The organism is Methylomonas sp. Uni0009 (assembly GCF_054188105.3).
In genome coordinates this window covers 1241610-1257200 of record NZ_JBTAFN010000001.1, presented here as the reverse complement: position 1 = coordinate 1257200, position 15591 = coordinate 1241610, and the positions used below count along the sequence as shown (strand labels likewise).

Annotated in this window: 11 protein-coding genes; 6 read left to right on the top strand and 5 right to left on the bottom strand. The window is 54.2% G+C overall.

Annotated elements, in window-relative coordinates; all coding sequences use genetic code 11:
• The first annotated feature begins 38 nt into the window (after positions 1-38).
• A complete protein-coding gene (locus ACWAU0_RS05885; RefSeq protein WP_445367307.1) occupies positions 39-650 on the top strand; it encodes a VPLPA-CTERM sorting domain-containing protein in 612 nt (203 codons plus the stop codon).
• A 64-nt stretch (positions 651-714) separates the two neighbouring features.
• On the opposite strand, the gene ACWAU0_RS05880 is transcribed toward ACWAU0_RS05885, so the two are convergent.
• Together ACWAU0_RS05880 and ACWAU0_RS05875 are read right to left on the bottom strand one after the other, a co-directional pair.
• Positions 715-2868 (bottom strand): retention module-containing protein, encoded by a 2154-nt coding sequence (locus ACWAU0_RS05880; protein WP_458138635.1) that lies wholly within the window; start codon positions 2866-2868, stop codon positions 715-717.
• A gap of 112 nt (positions 2869-2980) precedes the next feature.
• Positions 2981-4585 carry a protein adenylyltransferase SelO gene (locus ACWAU0_RS05875; RefSeq protein ID WP_458138634.1) on the bottom strand — a complete coding sequence of 535 codons (1605 nt, stop codon included), beginning with the start codon at positions 4583-4585 and terminating at the stop codon, positions 2981-2983.
• 110 nt (positions 4586-4695) lie between these two features.
• Here ACWAU0_RS05875 and bamE point away from each other — a divergent pair, with 110 nt between their 5' ends.
• The gene (bamE, locus tag ACWAU0_RS05870; RefSeq protein WP_033158240.1) at positions 4696-5040 is read left to right on the top strand and encodes an outer membrane protein assembly factor BamE domain-containing protein; all 345 of its coding nucleotides are present in this window, start codon (positions 4696-4698) and stop codon (positions 5038-5040) included.
• Positions 5041-5052: 12 nt separating this feature from the next.
• On the top strand, positions 5053-5994 hold the full coding sequence (locus ACWAU0_RS05865) for a peptidoglycan DD-metalloendopeptidase family protein (RefSeq protein WP_458138631.1): 942 nt from the start codon (positions 5053-5055) through the stop codon (positions 5992-5994).
• On the opposite strand, the gene ACWAU0_RS05860 is transcribed toward ACWAU0_RS05865, so the two are convergent.
• Together ACWAU0_RS05860 and ACWAU0_RS05855 are read right to left on the bottom strand one after the other, a co-directional pair.
• On the bottom strand, positions 5991-8231 hold the full coding sequence (locus ACWAU0_RS05860; protein ID WP_458138630.1) for a PAS domain S-box protein: 2241 nt from the start codon (positions 8229-8231) through the stop codon (positions 5991-5993). The two genes, ACWAU0_RS05865 and ACWAU0_RS05860, sit on opposite strands and share 4 nt — an antisense overlap.
• Before the next feature lie 143 nt (positions 8232-8374).
• Positions 8375-9574, bottom strand: coding sequence for an MFS transporter (locus tag ACWAU0_RS05855; RefSeq protein ID WP_458138628.1), 1200 nt, complete (start codon positions 9572-9574; stop codon positions 8375-8377).
• Positions 9575-9730: 156 nt separating this feature from the next.
• Between ACWAU0_RS05855 and ACWAU0_RS05850 the strand changes: the two genes are divergently transcribed.
• Positions 9731-10516: a dienelactone hydrolase family protein gene (locus ACWAU0_RS05850; protein WP_458138626.1), complete on the top strand. Its 786-nt coding sequence runs from the start codon at positions 9731-9733 to the stop codon at positions 10514-10516.
• Here the strand turns inward: ACWAU0_RS05850 and ACWAU0_RS05845 are convergent, their stop codons facing one another.
• A complete protein-coding gene (locus tag ACWAU0_RS05845) occupies positions 10517-11212 on the bottom strand; it encodes a TetR/AcrR family transcriptional regulator (RefSeq protein ID WP_458138624.1) in 696 nt (231 codons plus the stop codon).
• Between the two features lie 307 nt (positions 11213-11519).
• Here ACWAU0_RS05845 and ACWAU0_RS05840 point away from each other — a divergent pair, with 307 nt between their 5' ends.
• Positions 11520-12518 (top strand): efflux RND transporter periplasmic adaptor subunit, encoded by a 999-nt coding sequence (locus ACWAU0_RS05840; RefSeq protein ID WP_458138622.1) that lies wholly within the window; start codon positions 11520-11522, stop codon positions 12516-12518.
• Positions 12518-15580 carry an efflux RND transporter permease subunit gene (locus ACWAU0_RS05835; protein ID WP_458138621.1) on the top strand — a complete coding sequence of 1021 codons (3063 nt, stop codon included), beginning with the start codon at positions 12518-12520 and terminating at the stop codon, positions 15578-15580. Before ACWAU0_RS05840 ends, ACWAU0_RS05835 begins: the two co-directional genes overlap by 1 nt.
• Positions 15581-15591: the final 11 nt, after the last annotated feature.

Here is a 15591-nt window from a genome sequence, read left to right as displayed (position 1 = left end):
TAGAATTTGTGCCAGTACTCATTTTTAAGGAAATCCCTATGCGTAATCAACTAGTTAAACCCTTGGTTGCCTTGTTTCTTTCTACGGCAAGCATAGAAGCTAGTGCTGGGCTAGTCAGTTTTACCTCCACTGAGTTCCAGCAAACCCTGGATGGACAGGTTTTTACTTTCACTATTGATAATGCGCCTTTGGCGGATTTAGTGGCCGGCAGCTTCACTGTTCATGCGCGCGGAGATTACTCGATCAACGCATCTACTGCCAATCCTGAAAACATCGCCGTTACATTCGAAAGTGTGATCAGCAATCTGAAATTCGCTCCTATTGCTCCACCCGTTAACTCTAGTTCTGTCTTTGTCGACGCCAACAATTACAGCACGGTTACAAACGCCGATTTGGTCGAGTGGTCGCGGAGCACGCTGCTACCGGGTGCTTTATTGCAGAGTTGGACACAGGACAACAAAATTCTTATCACCTTGGCGCTGTCACCTGATGTGACCGCGGACTTGAATGCTGGACAAGGCAGCAACCCTTTTGTCCAAGCCACTATTACGTATACGACTTCGGCAGTACCTTTGCCGGCCGCAACATGGCTGTTTTTGTCTGGTCTGATTGGTATGGTAGGCTACGGAAAACAGCGCAAAGCAGATTAAAGCTTGTTCCCAGACAACAAAAAGCCGGCTTATGCCGGCTTTTTTTGTTGCGAAATGCGCTTGATTAATGAATAACGCTATCGGGGTGTTGCAAATCAGGCAGCACACTGCTGATGCCAGTATTGAGCAATGCGCCGGTATCGACGGTAAAGCTACCAACGCCGGTGCTATCGCCATCACCATCTGTTGCACTAAAACCAAACTGTAATTGCAGGTTTTGTGGCGCTACGCTGGTATATTGCAGGCCTCCCACCGCGAGTTTGCCAAAATTGACCTGGATTTCCAGCCTGTCGTATCCACCAACCACATTAATCGGGTCCGTAAGCCCACCTCCAGCAGGCGTGCTAAATACAACCGTTCCAGTATCAACTTGGGTTAGCCCCCTATAAGCTGTCCAGCTAAAAACATCCAAAGCACTACCAACATCGGCTTCATTGAGTTGTACCGAGTTTACTAATTGCGGAGATGTAATATCGAAACCGCCGACAGTACCAAACCTGTAGGTTATTACTTCCGATGCATCCAAAAATCTATCACCCACACCGACGTCATTGTTTGCTGAGTCGATAAACAGGTTGCTGCCCTCAACAAGCAGAGAATTCCCTACAGCAACTTTTCCGGCACCGAAAGCCAGCGCGGCGCTGCCAAAATCTAGAGTGGTGCTCGGCGCAGCAGGCAAATCCAAAACATCGTGCAATTCCAATTTGTACGCACCATCTACGGCGCCGTTAACTGTCGGCAGTAGCGAAAATACCATGCGGTCAGCACTGAGGTCGGCAAATGTGGTCGTCAGGGCACCGTTATCGACAAAAGCATAAAGTTCTTGTAACTGGTCGCCGTTACTATCGACAATCAAATAAGAAATACCGTCTGCTCGAGACGTTAACGCCCCATTATTGTTTGTCAAATTTACACCACCGGCACTCCCAAAGCCGTCAAAACCCAGATCGTAATCAATCAAGCCCGTTAATGTTTGACCTGCGGCACCTTGTAGATTCCCGTTGCTGTTTTTGACGAAGGGCGCATCATCAAACACGTTCGCACTAAACGTCGTATTCGCGACCCTTCCGTCCTGATCGGTTAACGTCGCGGAAAATGTAAAGCCAATAGCCGGCGATTCCGGTGCGCCTGTGTTTATGTGGGTCAAAGCGTTTAGCAAGGTAAAGGTGTAACTGTCATTGTTCACAACTACCTGATAAGAACCGTCGCTGGCTGTCAGGGTTTGCGTAGCGGCGTCCCAGGTTGCCCCGCTGGCCGACAAGACAACCGATGTTGGTGCTTGGCCGTTAATACGCAGAGTGCCGGTCTCGGCAGGGGGTAAGCTAGCGTCACTTTCGTCCACGATGACGTCGCTGACAGTGACAGTAGGCACGTAAACAATGCTGACCTCGGCAGGATTGGACTCCAGGCCCAAATTGTCCTCTACGGTGTAGGTGATCAGAGTCGGATTACCGGTAAAACCGGGGGTTGGCGTAAAAGTAATCGAGCCTGTAGTCGTGTCGACAGTCCAAATACCCTGGCCAGGCACAACTAGTGGTTGACCGGGTCCGTTACTGCCGACGATTTGCACGCTGGCGGGGTTGAGCGTGCCATCCGGGTCATTGTCGTTGCTCAGTACGTTGATCGTAACACTGCTGCCGGGTGCTAAGCCTGTAACGCTGTCATTGCCGGCGATAGGCGGTAGGTTACCTGAGGTTGCCGCGGCCTGCTCCGGATTCAAAATCAAAACTTCGGGCACAATCGGCGGAAATGCGACGCTAGGCCCGGTGGTATCGAAACCATTCGTCACCGGTGCTACTGGGTTGAGATATTCGACGATAACAGGCACATGGCCTTCGTTACCTGCCCCAGGCGCGCCTCCTGCTGCCGGCGCACCGCCAGCGGCAGTCGCTTCAGCTATTGTGGTTGGATCGGCGCCGGCCAGTAAGGCCGCCTGAATATCTTCCGCGCTGGGACCGGCGGGTGTCGGATTCTGGGTGATCTGAGCCGGCTCGCCTTGTTCCTGCAGCGCTGCAGCAAGCTGCATGCTGTCGTTGCCGCCCATATCAATAAACGAGCCATTGGCAAGTTGTATCATCACCGTGCTGCCGTCGGCAGTGGTCAAAAGATCGGTTGGGTAAACGCGGTCGCCGACCTGCAAAATACGTTTACTGCCGTCGGCGGCAATGGCGGTAACGGTGCCAGTTGCGATTTTAACGATGCCGATTTCTTTGGCCATGCTTTGCTCCGAAGTTTATTCCAAATAAATAACGTGATTTTGTGACCGAATAATAAGCTAATTTGAACAAGTTGACATAGTACCTTGGTTCGAAATTTGCCGAGACGAGTCGTTAGGAGCTGCAGGACAGCATGGAGCAGCCGGCGCGCTGCTTAGCCCAATCGGGCCGTTTAGCGGCAAAACTCTGTTTATCCGCTTGTTCGGCGTAAGGGTGGCGCAGCACTTCGAGTAACTCCTGGACTAAAGAAAAATCGCCTTGTTCGGCTTGGTCAATAGCCAATTGCGCCAGATAATTACGCAATACGTATTTCGGATTGACCGCGTTCATCGCTGAACTGCGATCCAGCGGTAGCCTGCCGTCGCGCTGACTGCGCAGGCGATAATTGGCGAACCAGCGGCTAGCTTGTTCCATGAGGTCGTCGTTCAACGGCTCGTAGCTGGTGCTCTGCAACAGCGCTAAAAATTGCGCCGGCGAATTGGCTTCCGCGCTGACATCGACGTCAGCCAGCTGCCGATAAAACAAAGTCATATCGGTTTCAGCGGCTTGCATCAGCTGCGTTAGTTCGTTGATCAAGGCGTCGTCTTCGCTGGGCTCGAACGTTGTTAGACCGAGCTTGGCGGCCATCATTGCCTGCCAGCCGGCGTCGAAGGTTTCGGTGTAAGCCAATAAGGCTTGTTGCAAACTTTCGGCACGCATAATCAAGGGATACAACGCGTTGGCGAGTTGTACCAAATTCCAATAGGCGATTTTCGCCTGATTGCCGAACCGGTAGCGCCGGCCCTGAGCATCGGTGGTGTTGGGCGTCCAGTCCGGATCGAAATTTTCCAGCCAGCCATAAGGGCCGTAATCGATGGTTAAACCCAGTATCGACATATTGTCGGTATTCATCACGCCGTGCACAAAGCCGACCCGCTGCCAGTGCACGATCATTTCGGCCGTCTTGCGGCACACTTGTTTAAACCATTCCAGGTAGACGGGAATCGATGGCTCACCCAGCTCCGGAAAATCGGTACGAATGGTGTAATCCACCAGTTTTTTCAGCGAATCGATGTCATCGCGCGCTGTGAATATTTGAAAGTTGCCGAAGCGGACGAACGACGGCGCCACCCGGCACACCACTGCGCCAGGTTCCATTTGCGGATTACCGTCGTAAAACATATCACGCACCACCTGTTTACCCGTAAGTATCACGCTTAAGGCGCGGGTGGTCGGCACACCGAGATGATGCATGGCTTCGCTGCACAAAAACTCACGTATTGACGAACGCAGTACAGCCAAGCCGTCGGCGCTACGGGAATAAGGCGTCACGCCCGCGCCTTTCAGTTGCAAGGTGTAGCGTTGCTTACGCTGATTAACCACCTCGCCCAAGTTAATGGCCCGGCCATCGCCGAGTTGGCCGGCCCAATGGCCGAATTGATGGCCGCCGTAGCACATCGCATACGCTTCCATGCCTTTTGCTAGCCGGCTGCCGGCGAATACTTGGCAAAAATCTTCCGATTCGCAGAGTTCTGCGGATAAGTCCAAATCTTCCGCGACTTCTCTGGAATAAGCGACCAATCTGGGTTGCTGCGCCGGCGTCGGATTGGCCCGGGAATAGCAGGCTGCATAAACTTGGCGCCGAAAATTATCCGGTTCGGGATCACCAGGCAACTCGCGGATAAAGCGATTGTCGAAGTTCAGATTATCGAGGGCTGAATTGTGGTTTTCGGTAGGCATGATGACATCTTATCGGAGGCTAAAAAATTTTCGAATCGCGGCTGGAACCGGCTAAGATAAGCCACTAGCAGCTAGTTTATATCAATCAACTTTTCAATCAGGGAATACCAATGAACAATTTTCTTGCAAAACGCGGACCACGCGCTTTTGGCTTTAGTTCACTTCTATTAGTCGCCTGCCTTGCGACGACGCAACTGACCGGTTGCTTTACTGTCGGCCAAGAGTTTTCCCCCGTCCGAGTGCCGGAAATCAAGGTCGGCCAAACCCGTAAGCAAGATATTACCGAAATGTTCGGCACGCCTTGGCGTACCGGTATGGAAGATGGTAAGCCTACCTGGACTTACGGGATCTACAAATATGCGTTGTTCGGCGGTAACGATTCCCAGGATTTGCTGATTCGTTTCGACGCACAAGGCGTAGTGCGCTCTTACACCTTTAGTTCTACCCGCAAATAATCGTGGCGACCGGTGTTTGCTCGCGGTATTTTAGCGATCTCGCTGTTACTGGCGTCAGGTAGCGGCGTAGCGAAAAAGCTTTATAAATATCAGGATGCCGAAGGTACCTGGTTTTTTACCGATCAGGCCCCCGCATCGAATCAGCCGGTAGCAGTCAGGCAGTTAAAAGCCGCCACTCCTAAGCGCGTTTGGCTGGAAAAAACGGCCGATGATTTGCAACCGAGTTTTTTTGCGCTGAACGCCTATCCGGGGCCTATCGAACTGGCCGTCGATTGGCGAGAGCGGGAAAATGTCAGCGCCAATCCGGATTTGCCGCGCCGCTTTGTCGTTGAATCCGGACAGTCCGGCAGCTTGTTTTCGCTTATTCCCAACCAGAGCGCCGGTTTTTATAGTGTCAATCTGCAATATAGCTATGTGGTTGGGCGGCCTTTACCCGGCTATGTGAGTCAAACCCTTTATAAACCACCTTTGCCGGCCGGCGCACAGTTTCAAATTACCCAAGCTTTTAATGGACCATACAGTCATAACGATGAACAGAATCGTTATGCGGTAGACATCATGATGCCGGTTGATACGCCGATTTACGCAGCCCGGGGCGGTATCGTGCTGGAAGTGGAAAATGACTATACCAGTCATGGTACTAGCCAGGCTTACGCCAGCAAGGCTAACAGTATCAGGATCTTGCATGAGGACGGCTCCATGGCTGTTTATGCGCATCTGGCGTTGGAAAAGGCTCAAGTCTCGCCAGGAATGCGGGTGGCAACCGGGCAGTTGATCGGTTACTCCGGCAATACCGGCCTGACGACCGGGCCGCATTTGCATTTTGCGGTGCAGATTAATCAAGGTATGGAGCTGATTTCCGTACCGTTTCAATTCGCCGATGCGGAGGGGCTGGCAGTGGAGCCAAGGCTTGGTCTTTGGCTATATGGGCCTTTGCAGGTAAACGGCAATTAGCCTTCTGCTGCGGACCCAAAAAACCGGAAACATCCGCGACCGGCGCATTTGGCTTGATACATGGCATTATCGGCGTTTTTCATCAGGGTATGTGCTTCCAAGCCGTCATTAGGATAAACGGCAATACCTACGCTGGAAGAGATATCCAGGGTGTGTTGTTGAATCACAAATGGCTGATTCAAACTAGCCAAGATGTTTTCCGCTACCAATCCGGCCGCCGCTTGTCTGTCTAATTGACTGAGCAAAATCACAAACTCGTCGCCACCCAAGCGCGACACGGTATCCGTTTCGCGCTTTACGCACGCTTCCAGGCGATTCGCGACTTCCTTCAACAATAAGTCGCCGACATCGTGGCCGAAGCTGTCGTTGACCGGCTTGAATTTGTCCAGATCCAGATAGAGCAAGGCCAGCAAACCGTGCTCGCGTCTGGCCTGAGCGATAGCCTGATGTAGACGGTCGATCAGCAAGGTGCGATTGGGCAGATCGGTTAGTGCGTCAAAGTGGGCCAGATGATGAATGTGTTGCTCTATGGCTTTACGCGCCGTTATGTCCATCATCGTGCCGACATAATGAGTAATTTTGTCATCCGCGCCTTTCACGGCGCTGATGGTGAGCCATTCCGGGAATATATTGCCGTTCTTACGCCGATTCCATATTTCGCCTTGCCAGACGCCCTTGCTATCGATTGATTGCCACATCTCTGCAAAAAACAGCGCATTGTGAATGCCGGAATTGAGTAAATTCATTTTTTGACCGACGGCTTCTTCGCTGGCGTAGCCGGTAATTTCGGTGAACGATTTATTCACCTTTAAAATCACGGCATTGGCATCGGTAATCATCATGCCCTCTTGCGATTCGAAAGCCGTAGCGGCAATCCGCAGTTCGGTGTCCAGGCGTTTACGTTCGCTTATGTTTTGCACGAAGGTAAAACTCAGCTCCAAGCCATTGTGAGCGATGTAGTGGCAGGTGAGCTCGACAGGGAAAATCGTGCCGTCCTTACGCCGATGCCGACTTTCGTGGCTGACGATTTCGCAGTCGCGCAAACGCCCCCAAATGCTCGACCAGGCACTGGCCGGAAAGTCCGGATCGAATTCCCAAGGGCTCATACCCACCAATTCGTCCCGCGAATAGCCCAAGGACAGACACGCGTAATCATTGACGTACGTCACCATGCCCCTGGGATCAAGACAGAAGAAAGCGGTCTTGCTTTTATCGACCATGGTTTTGGTCAGCCACAACTCGTTTTCGATCTTCTTTAGTTCGGTGATGTCATCGTATACCCCCAATACCCCGATGGTTTCACCCAGACTGTTCCGCAGTGGCGCTTTGGAGGTTCGCAGCAGAATCTCCCGGCCATCGGGAGTGGTTTGCGGCTCTTCGTACGCCAGCTTAGGCACATTGGATTGCATTACGAGGCGGTCATCGGCACGGTAGATTTCCGCCTGATCCCGCCAGGACAATTGGCTATCGACTTTGCCGACAATGTCTTCAGCCCTGGCCAAGCCGCAATCTCCAGCAAACTGGGAGTTACAGCCGAGATAGCGCGATTGCGGATCTTTCCAAAACACCCGCGTGGGTATGGTTTCGATCACCGACTGCAACAGGCTACGCGACTCGGCGAGCGCGTTCATTGCTGCGATGCGTTTGGAAATATCATAGAGCAACACCAACTGCATTTTATGATCGGCTCCACCTATACGCGTGGCGGTGGCCATTACGTGTTTGGTCAGACCGTTTTTGCAGCGGATTTTGATTTCCAGGGGCTGAAATTCAAGGTCGTCATTTTCGAAGCGCTTTTGCCATTCCGCGCTGATCGTTTCACGGTAAACAGGATCGGGGAAGGCCTGTAGTCGCCATTCGGATAGGTTGGGAATATCCCGGAGCTCGTAGCCGAAGACCTTGGTAAACTCCGGGTTCAGCATTTGCAGATTGCGCTTGTCGTCGAATAATGCCAGCGGAATGGGCAGTGCGGTGACGATAGTACTCAACTGGGTATTATCGTCGTTCAAACTACTCAGTTGATCTAAAAAGACAATAATCATCGCGCAGATCAACGAGGCGACAAGCAGCGATGCGACCAAGCCGGTGAGTAGATAATCGAAGCTGATTTCGCCTTTCAGCAGCAAATCCATCATCGCCACAATCGATTCGGTGAGCACTGTCGCCAGAACCACCGAAATCAGCCAAAGCTGGTATTTATTGATACGCTGTAAACGGCTGAGAAGGATGTATTTCAAACTAGGCTTTAGGTACTTATTCGGCTGAAAAGCTCGGCCATTTACGAGATTATTTGTACGCTAAAGCTTACATGCTTGTAAGCTTGTTGCAAAATTTTTCGGGAATTTTTCCTTTTTTTAGTCTATGGCTATGCAAATGGCGGTCAATGATCAGCTTTACCTCTACGCTGAGTGACGAGGATGAATAAGGCAATCAAGCAAAATCCGGCCCCGGCATAAAACGTAAATTCGGCGCCGTAGCTATCCCACAGCAAACCCGCCATGACGCTAGCCAACAACATGGCGATACCGCCGACCAGATTGAAAAACCCGTAAGCGGTGCCGCGCAGGTCGGCCGGTGAAGTGTCCGCGACCATTTTTGCCAGCAAGCCTTGGGTCATGCCCATGTGCACCCCCCAAAGTCCTACGCCGGCCAGCGCGATTCGCCAGTCGGCGCTACTAGCCAGCACCAAGTCGGCGGCGATTAGCACGACCAGTCCCCAGCCCAGCAATTTGCGATGCGATACGCTGTCGGACAGGCGGCCGAATGGGTAGGCCGTGGCCGAATAAACGATATTCATCGCCACCATTGCCAAGGGTAACAGCGCAATTGGAATACCGCTTTGTTGTGCACGCAATACCAAAAATGCCTCGCTGAAACGCGCCAGCGTGAAAACCGCGCCGATAGTCACTACTCGCCAATAGCCGGCGCGCAAGCGTTGCAGATTGGCGCGCTTGATCGGATTGCCGTGTTGCGAACGCTGTATATGCTTGGGTTCCCGCACGCCAAACAGTAACATCATGACCGATAACAGGCCGGGAATGACCGCCACCCAAAATACCGCCCGAAAATCATTAGCCCACAGTAGCATTAGTGCTACTGCCAGCAGTGGCCCGAGGAATGACCCTACCGTGTCCAGCGATTGCCGTAGGCCAAAGGCCGCGCCGCGAATTTCCGGCGGGGTAATGTCGGCGACCAGCGCGTCGCGCGGGGCGCCGCGTATGCCCTTGCCGACCCGGTCCAGCAAGCGCGCCGTCAGGACCATACCGCTGCTGCCGGCAATCGCAAACAAAGGCTTGGTCAAGGCTCCCAGGCTATAGCCGATCAAAGCCAGGCTTTTGCGCTTGCCCAGATAATCACTGAGCACGCCGGAAAATACCTTTACGATCAGCGCGGTCGCTTCCGCAGCGCCTTCGATCAAACCGATACTTAAGCTGCTGGCATGCAAAGTGGTGAGCATGAATATCGGCAGCAGGCTGTGGATCATTTCCGAGGAAATATCCATCAACATACTGACAAAGCCCAATGCCCAAACGCTTTTCGGGATTTGTCGCCAGATAGGTTTTGCGCCGGAATGCGTCATGGAGTTTATGTTTGCCGTTCGTTTAAAGGAAATCACAGCGCCTAGGTTGCTGTAAAACCCGCCGCCCCGATGGAATTTTATTGTCGCAAGGCCCTAGAGATTGACAATGCCCGTTAGCAGTGTAAACGTAAGGCCATTTTTCAACAGGAGGTTTTTATGATGCGTAGTTTATTCTTTTTGGCCTTATTGTTCAGTTCCGGTTTGCAAGCGGCATTGCAGGAGCAAACCGTGAGTTATACCGCCGGCGATACCACGCTGAAGGGCTATCTGGTATGGGACGACACCAAGGGCGAAAAACAGCCCGGCGTGTTGGTGGTTCACGAATGGTGGGGCTTGAACGACTATGCCCGGCAGCGCGCGAAGATGTTGGCGGAGCTGGGCTATACCGCGCTGGCTGTCGATATGTACGGCGACGGCAAATCCAGCGAGCATGCCGCCGAAGCTTCAACCTTCATGAACAGCGTCGTGGAGCGGGCCGGTGTTTCGCAACTGCGTTTTACGGCGGCTTTAGCCTTTTTGCAAAAACAAGCCAGTGTCGATAAGGGCAAGATTGCGGCTATAGGCTATTGTTTCGGCGGCGCGACAGTCTTGAATATGGCGCGGCTGGGTACCGATCTGGCGGCGGTGGTGAGCTTTCACGGCAATCTGGCAACGCAAACCCCGGCGCGGGTCGGGCAGGTGAAGGCGCGGGTATTGGTGTTGAACGGCGCGGCCGACGAATTCGTCAGCGCCGATAGCATTACGGCTTTTGAAAAAGAAATGACCCAAGCCGGTGTGGATTATCGTTTCGTTAACTATCCCGGCGTGCGCCACGGTTTCAGCAATCCCGATGCCGACAGGTTGGGCAAAGCCAACAATTTACCTATTGCTTACAATGCCGACGCGGATAAACAATCCTGGGAAGCCATGCAGCAGCTGTTTCGCGAAGTTTTCAAGCAATAGCTAGTCTTGATTCAAATCGCCGGCAGTCGGCGCATAGGCTCTGATAAACACGCTGACGGCACGTTCGACTGTCGCTTTAACTTCTTTGGGTTTCAATTCCCGGCGGGCGTTGAACAAGCCCGATTCGTACACTTCCGATTCTAGCAGGCCGCGAAAATGCGCGGCCACCACATTAGGATCGGCACGCCGCAGTTGGCCGGCATTCATTGCTTGTTCGAAAAATTGCGCAGTAAATTGCATGCCTTTGGCCGGACCGTTTTCGAAAAACAGGCGGCCGGCTTCCGGCTGATTGGCGGCTGCGGCGATCAACATGCGCCGGGCCGCCAAGCTTTTCAAAGTCAGAAAATTACTCATCACACCTTCGCCGAAACGTTGCAAAGTTGCCGTCAAGTCGTCGGAAGGTTGCAATAGCGCTAGGACCTGGTTGACCTGGTCTGGCAGCGTATCAAGAGGCGCACTGCCGCAGTTCGGCATCAGCAACGAGAATAATTGCTCACTGTGGCGATCTGCGGAACGCCGCGCCAATTCCAGGAACAGCTGTTCCTTGGAGCTGAAATAGTTATACAGCGTGGCCTTGGAGTGGCCCGCGGTAGCGGCGATTTCCGCCATGGTCGCTTGTTCGAAACCGACTTTTTCAAACATGGTTTTTGCCGCATCCAGAATGGCTTGGCAACGTTCTCCACTTTTCTTTCTCATGGAACCTCCCTTATTCAAACGTGTCGGCTGAGTTTCGAGCGATAGGCCATTGTTTGGCTTATTCTAAACCCGATGGTTCAGTTTTAAATTGTCGTATAGACTTGGAGCTGAGTAATGTTTGCCGAGATTTTTCGTCATGATGACACACCTAACGCGTTCCATTAGCTTTTATACCCTTAATTCCCAGCGCGGTATGGCACGCGGCTCATCACTTATCGGGATTTTTACCGTACTGGCATGCTGTGCGATGCTTATAGTTTGGTTGTTAAGGCCGGAAAGTCCAGATGCTTCCGCTGCGGGGAAAGCAGTGCCGGCGCTAACGGTGACACGGGCAGTGCCGCAATGGCGGCAGTGGCCGACAACCATAGAGGCTTCCGGCGCGATTGCGGCTTGGCAAGAAGCCGTCATCGGCGCCCAGCAGACCGGATTACGGTTAATCGAAGTCAATGTCAATGTCGGCGATCAGGTAAAACGCGGTCAACTACTGGCCCGCTTCGACGCTGATATGCTGCGCGCCGATCTGGCGCAATTGCAAGCCAATCTGGCACAGGCACGGGCCACCGCCGCCCAAGCCGAAATCAACAAACAGCGGGTGTTGAAACTGAAAAACGCAGCGACGCTGAGTCAACAGGAGTTGTTGCGTTACGAAACAGAAGCGGAAACCTCCCGCATCCAGGTCGATGCCATCAAGGCCCAGTTGGCAGCTAAGCAGTTGCAACTAAGCTATGCCGAGGTGCGGGCGCCGGACGACGGCGCGATTAGCGCGCGAATGGCAACCCTGGGCGCAGTGGCCGGCAGCGGGCAGGAATTGTTTCGGTTAATTCGGCAAAATCGCTTGGAATGGCGCGGTGAATTGACTGCCGGGCAAATCGCGCAAATCCAGACAGGGCAAGCGATTCAACTCAGTTTGCCGGACGGCAGCGTTGCCCAAGCCAAGGTGCGGCAACTGGCGCCAGCCTTGGACGAGCAGTCGCGGTTGGGCGTCATGTACGCCGATATCCTGCCCGGCAGCCAGGCGCGGGCCGGTATGTATGCCAATGGCCGAATCGAGTTAAGTCAACGTCCGGCACTAGTGGTGCCGGCCGCCGGCGTGGTTATCCGCGACGGACGCAGTTATGTGCTGAAGCTGCATAGCGATGCAGACACCTCGCCGGTTAGTTTACAGTCAGTCGCTACCGGCCGGCGACAGGGCGTGGAAATCGAAATTGTCCAAGGCTTGAACGAAACAGACCGGGTGGTGGTAGAGGGGGCCGGCTTTCTCAACGATGGCGATCTTGTGCACATTGCACCGACGAGGGTTGATTGATGAGTTTTGCCTCTTGGTCGATTCGCAACCCGATTCCATCGATTTTACTGTTTATCTTGCTGTCGCTGGCCGGACTGCGCGGTTTACAACAGCTATCCATACAGAGCTTGCCGGATCTGGATTTACCCAGCGTCATCGTTAAGCTCAATCAACCGGGCGCGGCGCCGGCACAGCTGGAAACCGAAGTGGCGCGCAAAGTCGAGGATTCGATTGCCACATTGTCCGGTTTGAAACATATCCGCACCTCGATTACCGATGGCTTGGTGCAAATTAATGTCGAATTTATCCTGGAAAAAAAGCTTTCCGATGCCTTGATAGAAACCAAGGACGCGGTGGACCGGGTGCGCTCGGATTTGCCGAGCAGCGTGCTGCAACCGAGTATCAGTGCGGTGACAGTGGGCGGTGCGCCGATTTTGACCTACGCGATTGCCTCGGCCAAGCTGGACGAGGAAGCCTTGTCCTGGCGGGTGGACGATAACGTCAGCAAGGTCATGTTGGGTGTGGCCGGCGTCGGCCGTTTCGAACGGCTGGGCGGTGTGCAGCGGGAAATACAACTGGAAGTCGATCCGGTGCGGTTGGCGTCGCTGGGCGTCACCGCGACCGATGTATCGCGAGCCTTGAAACAGGTACAGCAGGAATCTTCCGGCGGTCGGGGTAATGTGGGTTTGGCGGAGCAATCCGTGCGCACACTGGCCACGGTGCGGCAGGCCCAGGAGCTGGCGGCTTTGCCGGTGGCGATAGCCAATGGCCGCGAGGTGCGGTTGGATCAAATCGCCACGGTCCGCGACACCGTTGCCGAGCGCACGCAATTGGCAGCCTTGGACGGCAAGCCGTTGATCGGTTTCAACATCTACAGGGCCAAGGGGTTTGACGAAACCCGCATCGCTAATGATGTGGAACAGGCCTTGGCGCGGATGCGGGAAGCCGATCCGTCCCTGAGTTTTACCCTGATTTCCGGTTCGGTAGCGTATTCGCAAGAGCAGTATGAAGGCTCGATGATGATGCTCTACGAAGGCGCGCTGTTGGCGGTGCTGGTGGTATGGTGGTTCTTGCGCGATTGGCGGGCGACTTTGGTGTCGGCTTCGGCCCTGCCTTTGTCGATTCTGCCGACCTTTGCGGTGATGCATTGGCTGGGGTTTTCCTTGAACATGCTGACCATGCTGGCCTTGGCCATCGTGGTCGGGATATTGGTGGACGATGCGATTGTGGAAATCGAAAACATCGCCCGACATGTGCGGATGGGCAAGAGCATCCGTCAGGCAGCAGCTGAGGCGGTCGATGAAATCGCCCTCGCGGTCATCGCCACCACCTTGACGCTGGTGGTGGTGTTCATGCCTACCGCGCTGATGAGCGGCGTATCAGGATTGTTTTTTAGACAATTCGGCTGGACGGCGGTGGTCGCGGTACTGGCGTCCTTGCTGGTAGCGCGCTTGCTGACACCGATGCTGGCGGCTTATTTACTCACCGAAGGGCATCATCCGGCCAGCGTCGATGGCAGATTGATGCCTATTTACCTGCAAGCCGTGCAGTGGACCTTGCAGCATCGTCAGGCCACGATGCTGCTCTCCACGCTATTTTTTATCGGAGCTTGCTTATTGCTGCCCTTGATTCCGGCGGGTTTCGTACCGCCTGCTGATCGCGGCTACACCACCGTGCAACTCGAGTTGCCGCCGGGCAGTTCGATAAACGATGCCGGTCGAGTCGCCGAAGCGGCGAGAACTGTTCTGCAAGCGCTGGCAGGTGTCGAGCACATTTTTACCGCGGTCGGCAGCAGTCAACTAGTCGGTGGCGGCGTCACCAGACCGGGCGAGCAACGCAAGGGAGCGCTGACCTTAACCTTGAGCGAGCGTGGGCAGCGGCCGCATCAATCGCAGATTGAACAGGCAGTGCGAACGGTATTGCGCGAGGTGCCTGGCGCGCGCTTTTCCATTGGCATTGGCGGCCCTGGCGAGAAAATGTCTTTGATACTGTCCAGCGATAATGCGGCGGCCTTAAAAGCCAGTGCACAGGCTTTGGAGCGCGATTTGCGTACCGTGGGTACCTTAAGCAGCATCAGCTCCACCGCGAGCCTGGAGCGGCCGGAGATTGCGATTCGGCCGGACTGGCAGCGCGCTGCCGAACTAGGCGTGACGGCTGAGCTGATCGGTGAAACGGTGCGGATTGCCACCAGCGGTGATTTCGATGCCCAACTGGCCAAGCTGAATCTGGATAACCGCCAACTGGCGATTCGGGTAAGGATAGCCGATGCCGCGCGGCAGGATTTACAGGTGCTGGCCAATCTAAGGGTTAGAGCCGGGGATAAGCTGGTGCCGCTATCCAGTGTGGCTGAGTTGTCGTTGGCTAGCGGCTCAGCGCAGGTGGACAGGTACGACCGGCGCCGCTATGTCACGGTCAACGCGGAATTGGGGGGTATGTCCCTGGGTGAGGCGCTGGCCGCCGCCAAAACTTTGCCGGCGGTGGCGAATATGCCGTCCAGCGTTAAATTGATTCGTACCGGCGACGCCGAAATCATGGCCGAATTGGCCAGCAGTTTTGGTATGGCGATGCTGACCGGATTGCTGTGCGTGTTTTGCGTATTGGTGTTGCTATTCAAGGATTTCTTTCAACCCTTGACCATCCTGTCGGCGATACCGTTGTCAATGGGCGGCGCGTTTGTCGCACTGTTGCTGACCGGCGGCGAGTTGAATATTCCGTCGATGATAGGCTTGATCATGCTGATGGGCATCGTCACCAAAAACTCGATCCTGCTGGTGGAATATGCGTTGCTGGCGATGCGCGAACATGGGCTGAGTCGGCACGAGGCCTTGCTGGATGCCTGCCATAAACGCGCCCGGCCTATAGTCATGACCACGGTGGCCATGATTGCCGGTATGTTGCCGATTGCGTTGGGATGGGGGGCGGACGCCAGTTTTCGTCAGCCGATGGCGGTGGCGGTGATTGGCGGCTTGATTAGCTCTACTTTGTTAAGTCTGCTGGTGGTGCCGGTGGTGTTTACCTATGTCGATGGTGCTCGGCAAAGTTTGGTAAAGCCGTTTTTCGGTAGTGTCTCAAAGGGCGAATGAATTCGCCCTTC

Coding starts and splice junctions, on each gene's coding strand:
- ACWAU0_RS05885 (WP_445367307.1), top strand. CDS start 39: ATGCGTAATCAACTAGTTAAACCCTTGGTTGCCTTGTTTCTTTCTACG.
- ACWAU0_RS05880 (WP_458138635.1), bottom strand. CDS start 2,868: ATGGCCAAAGAAATCGGCATCGTTAAAATCGCAACTGGCACCGTTACC.
- ACWAU0_RS05875 (WP_458138634.1), bottom strand. CDS start 4,585: ATGCCTACCGAAAACCACAATTCAGCCCTCGATAATCTGAACTTCGAC.
- bamE (WP_033158240.1), top strand. CDS start 4,696: ATGAACAATTTTCTTGCAAAACGCGGACCACGCGCTTTTGGCTTTAGT.
- ACWAU0_RS05855 (WP_458138628.1), bottom strand. CDS start 9,574: ATGACGCATTCCGGCGCAAAACCTATCTGGCGACAAATCCCGAAAAGC.
- ACWAU0_RS05850 (WP_458138626.1), top strand. CDS start 9,731: ATGATGCGTAGTTTATTCTTTTTGGCCTTATTGTTCAGTTCCGGTTTG.
- ACWAU0_RS05845 (WP_458138624.1), bottom strand. CDS start 11,212: ATGAGAAAGAAAAGTGGAGAACGTTGCCAAGCCATTCTGGATGCGGCA.
- ACWAU0_RS05835 (WP_458138621.1), top strand. CDS start 12,518: ATGAGTTTTGCCTCTTGGTCGATTCGCAACCCGATTCCATCGATTTTA.